This is a genomic window from Pseudoalteromonas sp. NS-SX12 (assembly GCF_057367955.1).
Map to the genome: position 1 here is coordinate 620,993 of NZ_CM170634.1, position 16,706 is coordinate 637,698.

The 16,706-nt window shown below is 40.9% G+C and carries 14 protein-coding genes; 2 read left to right on the forward strand and 12 right to left on the reverse strand.

Features of this window, described 5'->3' with window-relative positions; all coding sequences use genetic code 11:
* Positions 1 to 96: 96 nt before the first annotated feature.
* Both AC2IOM_RS02930 and AC2IOM_RS02935 read right to left on the reverse strand, forming a co-directional pair.
* Positions 97 to 468, reverse strand: coding sequence for a hypothetical protein (locus tag AC2IOM_RS02930; RefSeq protein ID WP_486359084.1), 372 nt, complete (start codon positions 466 to 468; stop codon positions 97 to 99).
* Positions 455 to 1,570: a CNNM domain-containing protein gene (locus tag AC2IOM_RS02935; RefSeq protein WP_486359085.1), complete on the reverse strand. Its 1,116-nt coding sequence runs from the start codon at positions 1,568 to 1,570 to the stop codon at positions 455 to 457. Before AC2IOM_RS02935 ends, AC2IOM_RS02930 begins: the two co-directional genes overlap by 14 nt.
* A gap of 258 nt (positions 1,571 to 1,828) precedes the next feature.
* On the opposite strand from AC2IOM_RS02935, the gene AC2IOM_RS02940 reads away from it, so the two are divergent.
* Together AC2IOM_RS02940 and AC2IOM_RS02945 are read left to right on the forward strand one after the other, a co-directional pair.
* The gene (locus AC2IOM_RS02940; protein ID WP_486359086.1) at positions 1,829 to 4,294 is read left to right on the forward strand and encodes an alpha/beta hydrolase family protein; all 2,466 of its coding nucleotides are present in this window, start codon (positions 1,829 to 1,831) and stop codon (positions 4,292 to 4,294) included.
* 149 nt (positions 4,295 to 4,443) lie between these two features.
* The gene (locus tag AC2IOM_RS02945) at positions 4,444 to 5,130 is read left to right on the forward strand and encodes a response regulator transcription factor (protein WP_010561224.1); all 687 of its coding nucleotides are present in this window, start codon (positions 4,444 to 4,446) and stop codon (positions 5,128 to 5,130) included.
* Positions 5,131 to 5,211: 81 nt separating this feature from the next.
* Here AC2IOM_RS02945 and AC2IOM_RS02950 read toward each other — a convergent pair whose 3' ends face one another.
* The 10 genes from AC2IOM_RS02950 to AC2IOM_RS02995 all read right to left on the reverse strand — a co-directional run bounded on the left by AC2IOM_RS02950 (position 5,212) and on the right by AC2IOM_RS02995 (position 16,705).
* Complete coding sequence (locus AC2IOM_RS02950; protein WP_010561225.1) at positions 5,212 to 6,924, reverse strand: TonB family protein; 1,713 nt, start codon at positions 6,922 to 6,924, stop codon at positions 5,212 to 5,214.
* A gap of 84 nt (positions 6,925 to 7,008) precedes the next feature.
* A complete protein-coding gene (locus AC2IOM_RS02955; protein WP_486359087.1) occupies positions 7,009 to 8,523 on the reverse strand; it encodes a YifB family Mg chelatase-like AAA ATPase in 1,515 nt (504 codons plus the stop codon).
* Positions 8,524 to 8,582: 59 nt separating this feature from the next.
* Positions 8,583 to 9,203 (reverse strand): trimeric intracellular cation channel family protein, encoded by a 621-nt coding sequence (locus tag AC2IOM_RS02960; RefSeq protein WP_010561227.1) that lies wholly within the window; start codon positions 9,201 to 9,203, stop codon positions 8,583 to 8,585.
* 2 nt (positions 9,204 to 9,205) lie between these two features.
* Positions 9,206 to 9,607 (reverse strand): ACT domain-containing protein, encoded by a 402-nt coding sequence (locus AC2IOM_RS02965; RefSeq protein WP_100912492.1) that lies wholly within the window; start codon positions 9,605 to 9,607, stop codon positions 9,206 to 9,208.
* Between the two features lie 65 nt (positions 9,608 to 9,672).
* Positions 9,673 to 10,272 (reverse strand): 3-isopropylmalate dehydratase small subunit, encoded by a 600-nt coding sequence (gene leuD, locus AC2IOM_RS02970; RefSeq protein ID WP_486359088.1) that lies wholly within the window; start codon positions 10,270 to 10,272, stop codon positions 9,673 to 9,675.
* The gene (gene leuC / locus AC2IOM_RS02975; protein ID WP_486359089.1) at positions 10,272 to 11,672 is read right to left on the reverse strand and encodes a 3-isopropylmalate dehydratase large subunit; all 1,401 of its coding nucleotides are present in this window, start codon (positions 11,670 to 11,672) and stop codon (positions 10,272 to 10,274) included. The genes leuD and leuC overlap by 1 nt, the downstream gene beginning before the upstream one ends.
* A 61-nt stretch (positions 11,673 to 11,733) precedes the next feature.
* Positions 11,734 to 12,813 carry a 3-isopropylmalate dehydrogenase gene (gene leuB, locus AC2IOM_RS02980; protein ID WP_486359090.1) on the reverse strand — a complete coding sequence of 360 codons (1,080 nt, stop codon included), beginning with the start codon at positions 12,811 to 12,813 and terminating at the stop codon, positions 11,734 to 11,736.
* The gene (gene leuA, locus AC2IOM_RS02985) at positions 12,810 to 14,357 is read right to left on the reverse strand and encodes a 2-isopropylmalate synthase (RefSeq protein ID WP_486359091.1); all 1,548 of its coding nucleotides are present in this window, start codon (positions 14,355 to 14,357) and stop codon (positions 12,810 to 12,812) included. The genes leuB and leuA overlap by 4 nt, the downstream gene beginning before the upstream one ends.
* A 366-nt stretch (positions 14,358 to 14,723) precedes the next feature.
* Positions 14,724 to 15,830, reverse strand: coding sequence for an EAL domain-containing protein (locus AC2IOM_RS02990; protein WP_158683337.1), 1,107 nt, complete (start codon positions 15,828 to 15,830; stop codon positions 14,724 to 14,726).
* 242 nt (positions 15,831 to 16,072) lie between these two features.
* The gene (locus AC2IOM_RS02995) at positions 16,073 to 16,705 is read right to left on the reverse strand and encodes a thiol:disulfide interchange protein DsbA/DsbL (protein ID WP_054978977.1); all 633 of its coding nucleotides are present in this window, start codon (positions 16,703 to 16,705) and stop codon (positions 16,073 to 16,075) included.
* Position 16,706: the final 1 nt, after the last annotated feature.

The window sequence follows — 16,706 nt, forward strand, 5'->3', positions numbered from 1 at the left end:
AGGTTTTTTGTGGTTTATATTTCACGAATGCAGGACTAATTAGATTAAAAAATCCAATTTAAACGTAGAAATTAAATATTACATTCAATTTAAAATTTAACTACCGAAAACACTTATTAAGCGAAACGTTAAATATAGGGTAACAGCGACCATTAATACAAAAATTAGAGTAAGAATTCTAATAAAAATCTTAGCTAATTTATGTTTAACACGTGAGAGCCATGATGCATCGGCGGAAATATGCCCATCATACAAACTAAAGCTGGCGATAAAAAAGTAACCGAGCAAACTCCAGCCAAGTAGCAAAATAAAGCTCACTTGGTAGTTGTTCATTTTTGGATTGTCTAGTAGCAGCGAAACACCTAACAAGGCACCGCCCATAATGGCAAATAACACCATAATGCCTCGCCAAGCATTTAAACGCTTAGCGAGGTTAACAAAATGATGTTGTAGCTTAGTTACACTCATCGCTAAGCGACTTTTTGTCAACTACAGGAGATTTGCTCTCTACACAGTGCTCTTCGTTTTTAATCAAGTTTTCGTGATTATCAACGCGTTGCTGCCACTTCTCTTTAGCCATTAATTGCATATTTAAGGTTTGGTCACGTTCATCCACAATTTCCATACCCATTAGGCTTTCAATCATGTCTTCTAGCGTAACAATACCTTGTACATCACCGTATTCATCTACGATTAGGCTGATATGAATGCGTTTTTCTAACAATGTTTGCAATAAAGTGTGAACATGCAGGGTTTCAGGCACGGTATAAATTGGCTTAACTAGCTTGGCAATTTTGTAGTCTTCACCTAAACGATGATACGCCAGCATAATATCATTTTTGTGCACAAAACCAATGATGTCGTCAGAATCTTGGTCAAACACGAGTACGCGTGAAAATGCCACGCTACCGTGTTGTTTAAGATACTCATCTACCGTTAAGTCTTTGTGTACTTTAAACAGTACTGTGCGCGGAGTTAATAAAGTATCTAACTTTAAATGGCGGAATTTTAAAAGACTGCGAATAAGCTCGCTTTCTTCTTGATGAAGTGCACCTGCTTCGCTGCCCATTTCAGCCATAGCTTCAATTTCAGCACGAATATAGTGGCTTTCGCTTTGCTTGCTGCCGAGCATTTTGGTAATTATATCTGAAAGCCAAATAAACGGCTTTAATAAGCGAACCATTACTACCAGTGACGACGATACAATTGGCGTAAGCTGACGCCAATAGTTTGCACCTAACGTTTTAGGAATAATTTCTGACAGCACTAACACCAGTAGTGTCATTACCGCAGACGCAATACCAATTGCCGCATCACCAAATACCGCGGCAGCTTGTGCACCTACACCTGCAGCACCGGCTGTGTGTGCAACCGTATTTAAAGTTAGGATCGCCGCTAACGGCTGATCTACTTTTTCTTTTAATGAGTTAATGCGCGCAGCAAGTTTTGGTTTTTGCTTTTTTAAACTGGCGACATAGCTTGGGGTAATACTTAGTAATACCGCTTCCATTATTGAACATACAAACGAAATGCCTATAGCTAACAGCATATAGGTAATTAACAAAGCCACAGTAACCTCTCGAATCATGGCGAATAATAATTTCAGTCACTAGTTTACCCAATTAAACCAGTGCTGCGTATAACAACCGCATTTTAATTGTATTAATTTATAAACAGCGATAAACCATAACAATTAAAGCCCGTAACAAAATCGATTAACAATCGTTTTCGTTGTTCACCATAATTGGGCTGCAACTCAACGAGTTCAAGCATACATTCATACTTTTTTTCGCTATGATTTCGTCACGCATTTTCATAAGGACTCACAATGAAAAAATCATTTTTAGCAGCAATGCTCGGCGCTTATTTTATTTCTCCTGTAGCGCATGCTGAAGCAATTGATGCAAGCAAGATTAATTACTTAGGCCCAATTGCGCCGCAAAACGCACTCAAGCCATTTGAAACAAACCGTAAAAACGCCATTTTAACCAACCTAAAGCAAAGCTTAACAGCCGACCAAAAGTCAGTTTCGTTTTTTGGTAATACACTAAAATGGCAAAACTTAAGCAAGGTAAATGCATTAACTGAACCTGGCTTACAAGCACTTAAGTTCACATTAACAACAACGCGCTTTACACCTGCAACACTTAAGTTAGATGGTGTTAAAGAGGCGAGTTTTTATCTTAATGGCGAGTTGCTCTCTAAAAAAGGCGACGCTTATAAACTACCGCTAACAACAGGACAACACCAAGTAATCATTATTACTGAAAGTGTTGAAGATTGGGGCAAAGTAGCTTTAGATTTAACTAGCGAAATTGAAGAGAGCAAAATCAGTGTTTCTAGTGATGCGCCAAATACACTAAGCGCAAAACAATTATTTGATAGCAAAACCGTTAGTAACCTAAGCATTTCACCAAACGGTAAGCACTTAATTTGGCAAACGAGCAGCTATAACGATAAAAACGCCAATAAGGCAATTAGAGAGACTGTTATCAAGTCGGTAAAAGACAACGAGATTGTTTACTCATTACCAGCTAACGCCAGCAATTTTGCTTGGTCAGACGATAATACTCACCTTGTATACACAAGCAGTAAGGTGCTTTATAAACTAAACCTTAAAACGCTAACCACCAGCGCATTAAGTGAAGATCTATCTGGTATCAGCAATGTCGATTTTTATGATAACGACACGCTTATTTTTACTTGGGTTAAACGCCCTGAAAAGTCGACATCGCTGACTAAGTATTATAATGGTTTAGAAGATCGCTGGTCGTATGCACGCAATAAAACCAGTGTTTACTTATACGATGTAAATTCAGGCTTAATGCGTCAAGTTAGCCCAGCCGAATTTAGTGTTAGCTTACAAGATTTTGATAACGAGCGTGGTACGTTGTTATTAAGCCGTTCTATTTCAGATTATGCTGCGCCGCCACATATGCTAACAGAACTGCTGGAATACAACTTAAAAGACAATAGCCAAACCACTGTTGGAAAGTACCGTACTTTTAATAGTGCGCAGTATTCTAGTGATGGTTTATACATTACCGCTGGCCCTGAATTCGGTGAAAAAGCAGGAAAAACGGTTGCTGACTCTCAGCTTAGTAACAATTACGACACGCAACTGTATTCAGTAAGCTACGATGGTAAAAACATCACCGCGTTATCAAAAACATTTGATCCAAGCATTGGCCAATTTAGCGTACTAAAAAATGACGATGTAATTTTAAATGTCGGTGAAGAAGACAAACGCCAGCTATATGTATTTGATGAAAGTAAAAAACGCTTTAATAAAGTAAAAACGAATCTGGACGTAATTGAACGCTTTAGTGTGTCTAACGAGAAGTCACCGACCCTTGTTTTCGCCGGAACTGGCGCACAATTGCCACAACAAGTGCAGTTAAAAGCTAAACTCTCTAATACTAAGTCAAAAACCTTATTTAATAGCAAAAAAGTATTCTACGCTAATACCCAATTACCAAGTTTGGAAGAATTTAATTTCACTAACGATCAAGGCACTGAAATTAAGGGGCGCGTTTACCTACCAAGTAACCTTGATAAACAAAAGCAATACCCTGCGTTAGTTTACTACTATGGCGGTACTTCTCCTGTAAATCGTGCATTTACCGGCCGCTACCCATTTAATTTATGGGCAGAAAATGGCTATGTGGTTTACGTATTACAACCTACAGGTGCAACTGGCTTTGGCCAAGATTTCTCAGCTAAACACGTAAATGCATGGGGTGAATACACAGCCAATGACATTATTAAAGGTACAAATGCATTCTTAAATAAATACAGCTTTGTTGATAAAACTAAAGTAGGTAATTTAGGTGCCTCTTACGGTGGCTTTATGACTATGTTATTGGCAACCAAAACAGATATGTTTAGCGCGTCGATTTCCCATGCGGGTATTTCAAATATTACCTCTTACTGGGGCCAAGGTTGGTGGGGTTATTTATATTCGGGTGAAGCCTCTAAAAACAGCTTTCCTTGGAATAACGCTAAGCTTTATTCAGAGCACAGCCCTGTATTTAACGCTGATAAGGTAAAAACACCGTTATTACTGATCCATGGTGATGCTGATACTAATGTCCCTGTAGGCGAGAGCCACACTATGTACACTGCCTTAAAGCTACTAGGTCAGGATGTTGAATTAGTTGAATATAAAGGCGCAGACCACCAGATTTTTGCGCGCGATAAACGCTTCCATTGGTGGAATACCATGCTTGCATATTTCGACAAACATTTAAAAGAACAACCGCAGTGGTGGAACGACTTATATACACAAAAATAAGATTTAAGTATTACTAAATAATAACGGCCCACAATGGGCCGTTATTATTTCTGTACACATGCATTTTGTGACATAACATTTCTATTTTTCATTCAGTGCAAAATTGGTGATAATATTGCTTCGGGCAGAAAAACACATTAACGAGCATTATGACAATACAAGTACTTCTAGTTGAAGATGACTCCTTGCTAGTAAGGCGCATTCAATCACATTTTAGCAATAGTGATTTTAGTTTTGTGGTAGACGAAACCGGCGCAAATGCAGCTGAAATCATTCGTTCTAACCACGAAATCAAACTAGCGATTGTTGATATTGTACTGCCGCAGGTAGACGGCCTAGTGCTCGCTAAAGAGATAAATCTAGTTTCCGATATCGGTGTGGTTGTACTTTCAAGCCGCGATTCGCAAGAAGATCGCATTTTAGGGTTAGCACAAGGTGTAGATGACTACATTTGTAAGCCAGTTGATTTACTTGAGCTAGAGCTAAGATTAAAAGCGCTTGCTAAGCGTCTTAACTTGTTTCAAACCAATGACGAATACATTGAATATTCAGATATCAAAGTGCACCCAGAACATCGCACGCTTATCATTGCCAGTGGCGATGAAATACGATTAACTGAAGCAGAGCATAAAGTACTGATTTCATTAATAGGTAATGCTGGTAAACCAACTAGCCGTGAAAAGCTATCGGAAGAAATCGGTCAATCTGACTGGAGCCCATCAGACAGAACCGTTGATGTATTAGTTGGTCGCCTACGCAAAAAACTCGGCGATGAAAAAGAACAAAAACGTATTGTTACAGTACGTGGCAAAGGCTATATGATTGCCCTAGGTTAATGATAACAATTTACTTAACTAGCGAATAAACATAAAAAAGGCCGCTTTTGCGGCCTTTTTTAATTGATTAATGTTAGCTTTTTACCAAGTGCCAAGTTTTGAATTTTCGTAAGCTGCTAATCGCGCTTTCGCTGCATCAACAAAGTAATCTTTGTCCCACGCCTCTTTAACTGCTTTTTCTTGCATATCAATGGCTTCTTCAAATTGACCTAATTTTGCATAGGCCGCTGCCATGTATTCATATGCCCATGGGTCATCTTTCTCATCAACCACTTTTTTGGTTAATTCAATCGCGTAATTTAGCTCACCTTGATTATGTGAGTCGCGCGCATAAACACCGGCAAGTTCACGCATTGCAATATAATCACCCTGCTCAGAAGCGGCGGTTAGCCACTCTTTTGCTTGATTAAGCTGCTCTTTGTTTGCGTTCGTTTTTTGTAAAACACATTTTGCAGCCAAGGTTTGTGCTGGTGTATGACCGAGATCCGCTGCAGTACCTAAAATACGCAAATTACAACCCGAGCCTAACAACATAAGTGACGCAAAATCACCGCCTTGCGCTGCTTTTAAACGCCAGTAGCTCGGCATTTCTTCACGCGGTTTGGCAATAATCTTTTTAAGCTTTACATTTTGGCGATTAAGGTAGTTTGAGTAGGTATTATTTCGCGTTTCATTGTTGTAGAAAAACTCAGCTAAAAATGGACCATATTCAGCTTGTTCATCGCCGCTTACCAATACGTGCCAGTTATTCATAGTTTTAACTGCCAGTTCATCGAGCTCTTTCGGTGCTTTATAATCACCGGTTGCCTCAAAGCGAAGCGTATTACCTTGCTTATCTAACCATACTAAGTATGCAAAATTATAAAAATCTTCTTCTAGCTGAGTGTTATTAGAAAAGTTATCGGCATTGCTCGCGAGTAAATTCGCCTCACCTTGTGAACTTGAAACCGTATCGTCTGGTAAATAAGCAACCTTCAACATGTTGTCGTCGCTCATTAACTCTAACATATCAGCTAATTCTGCTTGCGCTTTGCTGTTACCACGCTTTGCTTTAGCAAGTAACTGCTTGTGTTTGCTTGCTAGCTTTTTACGCGTTTCTTCTGGAATATCTGTACGTTTAAACATGCCGCTAAACTGCGCTTGGCTAAACTTTCGTAATGTACCGCCCACTTTTAAGATTTGGTAACGTGAATTTTCAAGTTTTTCACGCACACTCTGTGCAAATTCATCGGTCGGATAGCTTTGTAACAACTGCATATCTCGCACAATACCATTGCGGTCGATATCAAATAGATATCGCGCCATACCTGGAATGCCCTCTTTAAATAAACTACCTGGGTACTTAGCTTCTGGATTTTCAGTGCGTTTAGGTGGCGGGTTATACGCACGGCCAAATGGCAATGCATAACGAATATTCTTGCTACCAGCCTTACCATAAAAACCGATTAATTCATCTGCTTTAGCTTTTGCTGCTTTGGTTTGCGCTGGGGTTAAACGGCGTTCAACTGTTTTTAATGCTTGCCTTGCTGTTAGAAAGCCATTTTCAATGGCTACCGCTAAGTAAGCGTATGCTAAAACGGGGTCTTGCGGTACGCCCTGTCCGCGTAAGTATTGAACACCCAAATTAAATTGGCTTTTACCATGACCGAGGTGAGCTGTTTTTTGAAAAAGTTTAAAGGCTTGCGCGTAGTCTTGATTGAGATAGAGATCCATCGCGCGATCAGCATTTGCGCTTGCTGAAAAGCTTTGACCCACCAATAAAATGCCGGCTATTACACTCGCTAACTTTTTCATTTCAACTCCTGTCAATTGCACCAAACTTCATGTTAACAGCTGGTTAATAGTGGTGCAACTGAGGAAACGCCTAAGCTGCAGTATTTATACACGTGTGAGCGTATTTAATAGTCGCTCGAAGGCACGGTAACTAATCGCCTCTTTAATATGCGTGAGCGCAACCGTTTTTTCAGCGGCTAAATCAGCAATGGTGCGCGCTACTTTTAGCACACGATGATACGACCGCGGCGATAAATCGAGCTTATCAGTAACAAGTGCCATAAACGCTAAGCTTTCATTATCGAGGGTAACGACTTGCTCAAGTTCGCTATTGCTAAGTAATGCATTTAACTTGCCCTGACGTTGGTATTGTCGCTGTTGCGCGGCAACAACCCGATTACGAATAATCTCTGAGCTTTCGCCTTGTTGTGTTGACTGTAATTCGTGGGTTTTTAGTTTAGGAAGTTCTACTTGCAAATCGATTCGATCAAGAAATGGCCCTGAGACACGACTTAAGTATTTAAGAATTTGTTCTGGCGATGCGCGATTATCACGATGACACCCTGTGGGGCTGGGGTTTAACGCACAAATAAGCTGAAAATTAGCTGGGAACTCTGACTGCCTTGCTGCGCGCGATATAGTGACTTTTCGTGTTTCTAATGGTTCACGCAAACTGTCTAATACTTTGCGTTCAAATTCAGTAAGCTCATCTAAAAATAGCACGCCATTATGGGCAAGGCTGATTTCACCTGGCTTGGGATTAGAAGAACCACCAACCAAAGCAACCGCAGAGCAAGTATGATGCGGTGCACGAAACGGCCTTACCTGCCACTCACTGTTGTTGACAGTTTTACCGATAATTGAATATACAGTTGCGGTTTCAAGCGCTTCAGATTCAGTAAGTGGCGGCATAATGGTCGCCATTCGTGCTGCCAACATGGATTTTCCTGTACCAGGCGGACCAAGAAACATTACGTTGTGTTTTCCTGCTGCAGCGATTTCAAGTGCGCGCTTGGCCTGAGCTTGACCTTTTACTTCTGCCATATCAATTGTGTAGCGTGAAGTTAACGCTTCAGCTTGTGGGCTATTTAAAGTAAATTCAATCGCTTGCTGGCCCGTTAAGTCTTGGCAAACCTGATTTAAACTACTGGCATGCTTGGTATTACAGTTTGTTACCAACGCCGCTTCACTGGCGTTGAATGCTGAAATATAAACCGTTTTGCCACTATTAACGTTAGCGATTAACGACGATAGCAGTCCCAACACCGGACGAATTTCCCCACTTAAAGACAGTTCGCCAAAAAATTCAAGTTGTCGCAAATCGAGCTGACCCAATTGATTAGAAGCCAACAAAATACCAACTGCTATGGCTAAATCGAAACGGCCACCTTCCTTCGGTAAATCGGCAGGCGCTAAATTTACAGTAATGCGTTCCTGCGGAAATTTAAATTGGCTGTTGATAATTGCACTGCGCACACGATCTTTAGCTTCTTTAACCGATGCTTCAGGCAAACCGACTATGGTAAATTTAGGTAGGCCACTGGTGATATGTATTTCAATGGTAACAAGCGGGGCATCCATCGCGACTTGTGCGCGAGAATAAACACAGGCAAAAGACATTCCATTGTCCTTAATTTATTTCTTTCTTTTAGTGTAGCGTATATTTAACGCTCAGCTGCTTACTTTTCTTTATTGTATTTAAACACGTGTAGGCTCCAGCCCCACTTTATTGCGCCCATACGTAAGCTTAATGTACCTAGCATTCCCACCAACATGGCAATATTTGTTGATACGCCTAAGTTCAAACTTTGAGTATACAAAATACCACCAAAAATACAGGTAGTTGCATACAGCTCACTTTTTAAAACCATAGGTGTGGTACGCGCAAGTACGTCACGGATCATGCCACCAAAACAGCCGGTGATTGTGCCCATTACAATTGCGGTTAAGTCTGGCATGCCTAAACTTAACGCTTTTTGCACCCCCATCACCACAAAAAATGCCAACCCTAACGCGTCAGCTATTTCAAGCAATACCTGTGGAAAGCCACGTTGACGATTAAGCCATACAATGGTGATGGCACTAGCGATAAAAATCGAAATCAAATATGTGGGATCTTTTAACCAAAAAACCGGCACATCTAAAATCACATCGCGCGTTGTACCACCGCCTATTGCAGTCGCGGATGCTAAAACCACTACACCAAAGCCATCTAGTTTCTTTTTATAAGCGACAAGCGCACCAGAAATCGCAAAAACGGCAACGCCAAATAAATCAATCCAATGGAATAACGAATCCATAATTAACCTGCTTGCTGCGCTAACGTTTCAAGCACATCGATAGCTTTGTTTGCATCGTGCTTGGCAACTAAAATATGGTCGTGATAAAAGCCTGCAATCACATTTGCGCTAATCCCATGCTCTGCTAACGCACTTGAAAATGCTGCCGTTAAGCCTACCGCGTCAAGGCTTGAGTGAATTTGCAGGGTTATTAACGAAAACTCTGAAGCATATTCTAACTGCCATTCAACGGCTTGTTGTTTGGTGAGAATTAACGTCACCCCTTCTGGCTCGTTGATGCGCGCAAATACCTTATTCATATCAAACGCTTCAACATTTGATACAGATACAAATACATAGCTTTGCGGCTGTAACAGCGGTCGCATATTTTTTATCAGTAGTTGTAAGTTCGTTTCGCCAAACATAATTATTTTCCTGTATAAAAAAAGGCTGTAAACACAGCCTTTTTCATTCTAATTTCATCTGGCAGTTATTGCCAAGCCCTTTGGCTTGTAAGTTGTTGTTCAAAGGCATCAATCTTATCGTTTAGTGTTTCTGTTACACCAATAAAATCTAACCCTGATAACAAGCGCTGTTTAATATCGGGACGAATATCAAACTTAATATCATCAAAGTGATCGCTTTTAATAACTTGATTTTGCAAATCAATTTCAACATTTACTTGAGAAGTTTGCTCTGTTACGTGAAATAGATGATCCAGTGTTTCGCTCGGTAATGCGATAGCAAGCATCTGATTATTAGCACAATTATTAAAGAAGATATCGGCAAAGCTCTCAGCTAAGATTACCGTAAAACCATACTGCTTTAATGCCCATGGCGCGTGCTCACGCGATGAACCGCATCCAAAGTTATCGCGTGTGAGTAACACGCTAGCGCCTTGATATCGCGCTTCATTTAAAATGAACTCAGGGTTCGCATCGCCATTATCTAAATAACGCCAATCGTAAAATAGCGCCTTATCAAAGCCATCACGACTTGTTGACGTTAAAAATTGCTTCGGAATAATTTGGTCTGTATCGACATTATTTTTATCAAGTGGTGCCATTAAGCCAATGTGATAATTACTCATTAGATACCTCCTCGAATATCAACAAATCGACCATGAATAGCCGCGGCGGCTGCCATTGCTGGACTGACTAAGTGAGTGCGACCACCTCGGCCTTGGCGACCTTCAAAATTACGGTTAGATGTCGACGCACAGCGTTTACCCGCGCCTAAGCGATCATCATTCATAGCTAAGCACATTGAACATCCAGGCTCTCGCCATTCAAAGCCTGCTTGCTTGAAAATATCAGCAAGGCCTTCGTCTTCTGCTTGTTTTTTAACTAAGCCTGAGCCTGGTACCACTAACGCTTCAACGCCGACCGCAACTTGCTTACCTTTAACGAGCGAGGCTGCAGCGCGCAAATCTTCAATACGACTATTTGTGCAACTGCCAATGAATACCGTGTCGACCGAGAGTTCTGAAATCTTTTGGCCCGGCTTTAAGTCCATATAAGCCAGCGCACGACGAATTGCATCAGCTTTAATCAAGTCACTTTGTGCATCTGGATCTGGGATTAATTGGTCAATGCCAATCACTTGCTCTGGACTTGTACCCCAAGTAACCTGTGGCTGAATATCCGCAGCATTCAATACAACGGTGTGATCAAACACGGCATCATCATCGCTCTTTAGGGTTTGCCAATACGCAACTGCTTGCTGCCAATCATCGCCTTTTGGTGCAAACGGACGCCCTTCTAAGTAGTCGTAAGTTGCTTGATCAGGTGCAATTAAGCCTGCTTTAGCACCCATTTCAATGCTCATATTACAAAGTGTCATGCGCGCTTCCATTGAAAGCGCACTGATTGCTTCACCGCAAAACTCTGCAACATAACCTGTACCACCTGCGGTACCTAATCTACCAATGACCGCTAAAATAATGTCTTTTGCGGTAACACCAAGGTTAATTTGGCCATCAATTTGGATTTTTAAACTCTTGGCTTTTTTCTGCTGTAATGTTTGTGTTGCTAGTACATGCTCTACTTCTGAAGTACCAATACCATGCGCTAACGCACCAAAGGCACCATGGGTCGAAGTATGGCTATCGCCACATACAATGGTTGTACCCGGTAAGGTAATGCCTTGTTCAGGCCCCATTACATGCACAATACCTTGGTTAATTGAATTAAGATCGTAAAGTACAATGCCAAACTCTTCACAGTTTTCTTTTAGAGCAACCAGCTGATTTTTAGACACTTCACTTGCTGCATCCAAAGAGCGGCTCTTAGTTGAAACATTGTGATCCATGGTCGCAAATGTTTTTTCAGGACAACGTACTTTGCGGTTTGCTTCGCGTAAACCAGCAAAAGCCTGTGGTGATGTCACTTCGTGTACTAAGTGTCGATCAATGTAAAGTAAATCACTTTCTTCATTAATGGCAGTAACTTTGTGAGCCTGCCAAATTTTATCGTATAAGGTCTGAGCCACGTCATTCCCCTTGCTATTATCGGTGACGGAGGCCTGTTAAATTCAGGCCTAAAATTTAAAATTAAATACGCGCAATAATTTCTTTTGCAACGTCTAACGTGGTGTAACCCGCGGTAGGGAAAATATCGGGTGTTCCCACTCCGGCAGCTACAGCTTCTGCCACAGCCTTTTCAATCGTGCGTGCGGCTTCATCTTGCTTAAGTGAGTAACGCAGCATTAAGGCCGCACTTAGAATTTGTGCGATTGGGTTAGCAATGCCTTTGCCAGCAATATCCGGTGCAGAGCCACCAGCAGGTTCATACAAGCCGAAACCAGTTTGATTTAAGCTTGCCGATGGCAATAAACCCATCGACCCTGTGATCATTGCGCATTCATCCGATAAAATATCGCCAAATAAGTTATCGCATAACAATACATCAAACTGACTTGGTTCTTTTACAAGCTGCATCGTTGCGTTATCGATATAAATATAATCAAGCGCCACATCTGGATAATCTTTGCTTACTTCGGTTACCACTTCACGCCACAGTACGCTTGATGCCAGCACATTTGCTTTATCAACCGAAGTAACTTTATTTGCACGTAACTTAGCGGCTTCAAACGCAAAGCGTGCAATGCGCTCGATTTCTTTACGTGAATACGTTTGCGTATCGAATGCGTATTCATCAGCACCTTCTCCACTACGGCCTTTATCACCAAAATAAATGCCACCAGTAAGTTCACGTACACATAAAATATCAAAGCCTTTTGAACTAATATCTGCACGCAGTGGCGATGCAGCACTCAATGCAGGTAATAATTGTGCTGGGCGCAAGTTGCAGAACAAGCCAAAATGTTTACGAAGCGGCAATAACGATGCACGCTCAGGCTGCTCTGATGGTGGTAAGCCTTCCCATTTCGGACCGCCAACTGAACCGAACAAAATAGCATCAGCTTGTTCGCACGCAGCTAGCGTAGTATCTGGCAATGCCTTGCCAAATTGATCAATCGCTGCACCACCAATAGCGTGATGATTTAAGCTCAATGAAAAGTTAAACTTTTCACTAACCGCATTTAATACGTCAATTGCGGCGCTCATCACCTCTGGTCCAATGCCGTCACCGGCTAATACTGCGATGTCGTAATTTGACTGGCTGCTCATACTGCTTTCCTTTGTAGTTTTAGATCAGACACTTGCTGCGCCCGATAAATTAAATTGTGAACTCGAACCAAAGCGCGTACCGACGCTTCTACTATATCTGCTGCTAAACCTGCGCCGTGATACTGACGACCGTCAAACTTAGCAATAATATCAACCTGACCAAGCGACCCCTCACCCTGCCCTGTTGCGTCTAAATTATATTCAATTATTTCAACATCCATATTAGTCATACGTTTAATAGCTTTGAATGATGCCTCAACCGGACCGTTACCCGTAGCAGCTTCAGTCACCTCTTTACCGCCTATGGTCATGCCAATACTGCTGCTAGCAATTGACTGAGAATTTGATGTTGAATGAACAAATGACAATTGATAGAAATCGCTTTCATCCGATTGATTATTAAAATAAATCATCGCTTCAAGGTCATAGTCATAAACCGTGCCTTTCTGATCGGCTAACGCTAAGAAGCTTTTGTATAACGCATCCATATCGTAATCTTCAGCTTGATACCCTAATTCGCTTAAACGATGCTGGATAACATGACGACCTGAACGCGAAGTCATATTTAACTGGTTGTTTGGCACACCGACTGTTTCTGGCGCCATAATTTCGTAAGTGTTTTGCGCCTTTAGTACGCCGTCTTGGTGAATGCCCGAACTGTGAGCAAACGCATTTTCACCAACAATGGCTTTATTTGGTTGCACTGGCATATTGCAAATTTGACTGACTTGTCGTGATGCGCGATAAATTTCTTCGCTGACAATATCGGTATGTAATTTAAGGTGATCTTCACGCATTTTTAAGATCATCGACACTTCTTCAAGTGAGCAGTTACCCGCGCGTTCACCTATACCATTAACCGTACACTCGATTTGACGAGCGCCCGCTTGCACTGCGGCAATTGAGTTAGCAACGGCTAAACCTAAGTCATTGTGACAATGCACACTTAAACGTGCTTTATCGATATTAGGCACGTTATTCATTAAATGTGTGATCATTGCGGCATATTCATCAGGCGTTACATAACCAACGGTATCAGGCAAGTTAATAGTTGACGCTCCTGCATTAATCGCAGCTTCAACAATGCGGCATAAATCGCTATGCGGTGTACGCCCTGCATCTTCACAAGAAAACTCTACGTCATCAGTGTAGTTTCGCGCTTGCTTAATCGAACGCACCGCCATTGCTGTTGCGTCATCAAGACTCATGCGTAATTTATGCTCAAGATGTAATGGACTGGTTGCGATAAAGGTATGAATACGACTTTTTTCAGCTGGTCTTAATGCTAAACCGCATGCTTCAATGTCTTTTTCAACGGCACGCGCTAAACCACAAATTGATGGTCCTTTAACTTCACGGGCGATGAGTTCTACTGCTCTAAAATCAGCTGGACTAGAAACCGGAAACCCAACTTCCATAACATCAACGTTTAGTCGGCTAATTGCATGAGCCAGCTGAAGCTTATCGTCCTCTGTAAGGCTTGCTTTTAATGCTTGCTCACCATCGCGTAACGTCGTATCAAATATCCAAATTTTATCGCTCATACCTGCACCTTTGCCCTAATATAAAAAAACCCCGCATTTAGCGGGGTTTTTGCAAACTTTTCAGTCAAATACACTAAGCCCCGCTTCTGCAATTACGCAGTAAGAGGTTGTTTAGAAGTAGGCTAATCGTGTTTTTTGACATTTTTATTTAGTTTCCATCATTAACTAAGGCAATTTAACCATTAGCAAAAGAACAAAACAAGCATAAAAAATCCAAAAAACCGATATCAAAGGCAACTCAGAAAGAATTTAAATACAAAAAACCAACACTTATTGAATTATATTTTCATCTTTAACGGATTTAGAAAAATATTAGTCAATCGTGATGAGTGTTATGCATAAAAAATAAAATTAAAAATGAGCAAATTAAATACGATTATTTTTTAACATCTCGAAAACTTGGTTTACAGGGATCGGTGGCGCTAAATAATATCCTTGCATAAAACTACATGAGAAATTGTTTTGCACGAGCTTCTGCTGCTGGTAGTTCTCAATGCGCGCAAATATGTAATTAATTGAATGGTAGTGATAGGCTTGCGATACCTTATCCATTTGCTGTTTATCTAAATGCTGAAGTTGCGCAACCGGTACTTTTACTTCATCAATCACTAATGGCAACTTTTCAATATTGCTAAGCACATCATCATCGCCATCAATCGCTAAACTAAAACCCAGTTCTTTAAGCCCAGTTAATAATTCAATGACCTTAGTATTTGAGCTATAGAATGCGTCCAAAGGAAACTCAAAAACGATTTGTTCAGGATTAATTCCCGCAATATCTAGGTGCTGGCTCATCACTTTGAGTAAGTCATACTGTTCAAGATCGATAAGCGATAGATTAATCGAAAGACGTACGCTGCTAAACGCGGGCAATACTTCGGCAATGCGCTTAAAGAATACTTCGCTAAAGGTCGCGATCATCTGATGATTTTCGATAGCGTTCATTACTTCGCGAGTACTGAGCTTAATCCCATTTTCTTGAAAACGCACAAGGCACTCAAACCCTGATAATTTTTCGTTTTGGCTGCGAAATTCCGGCTGAAAATCGAGATTAATACAATCGCGTCGTGAGAGAAGTGAAGCCAGTTTGTCTTTATCGATAATTTTTTCAGTCACCGAACGCTGACTAAATACTTGGTTAAAATCACTTAATTTTACCGGTTTATTAATTTGTGCGACGAGTTCACAAGGTAAGAATAATGGCACCGCATCTTCATCATTTAGCAGTAAGACTAAACGACCTTTAAAACCTGTGCCAAGCAACCAACTCGACATATCAACATCAGTAAACGCGCTTACCGCGATAACTAATGTGTCGTCACTGGTGCCCTGTACAACTTCACTTTGTAAACTAGCGAGATTGCCAGTAGTGAAAATTCTGCCAGCCCATAAGTATTCTATACACTTTTGAGTAGTAGCCCGTTGTTCTTCACTACTATCAAATATGTATACAGTTTGTTCTTTTAATTCCATGATAAAAACCATTTAAATGTGTAATTTAAGTCAAGCATAAATAAATTAATTTACCAGTTGCGCGACGTCAGCAAATTGAGCGAATTAATCTCAACCGCAACTTAAAACACTGCTTACTCGTACTCTTATTTAAGCTTAAATTACTGAGTGACAATTATGGTTTATGCAACCATCCCTGAGATAATGCAAAATTTAAACACAAAAAAAGCGCCTAAACAGCGCTTTTTTACTAATTGCTCAAATTATTTTTGAGCAAGGTAATTGATAAGATTCGCCATATCTTCAGCACTTGAAATGCCTGACTTACGGCCAAAGTTAACTTTGTACTTACCATTAACGATAAAGGTAGGTACTGAACCCAATGCGCCTTTGCTCTTAAAGAACTCTTGCTCTTTGCTCATTTTCTTCGCTTTTGTGCGCACGCCGAAGCTCTTGTAATATTTATCGAATGTTGCAGCCTCAACACCTTTAGCTACAAATACATCTTTTACGTCTGCAACTTCATTAAAGCTTTTACGCTCACCGTGAATATGGTTAAAAATACCTGCAATCACTTGGTCTTTTTGCGGCAGCGCTTCGGCTGTTGCTAACGCTTGTGACAACATTTCTTGATTTTCTTTTGAACGACCGCCCATAAAGTTAACGTGCGCTTTTTTAAATGCCACGCCATCTTTTAGTAAAGGTTTAATGTCGTAAATCACGTTTTCCATGTTGTTACATGCTGGGCAGTAGAATGAGAAAAACTCGGTTACTTCTGGCTTTTTAGTTGCGCGATCTGAGATCACTTCGTAGTGCACGCCTTCTTCAAACTGGTTGGCAATTGCCACAACAGGTAGTGCTAAAGCTAAAAGAGCAGCTTTAAAAAATGCTTTCATT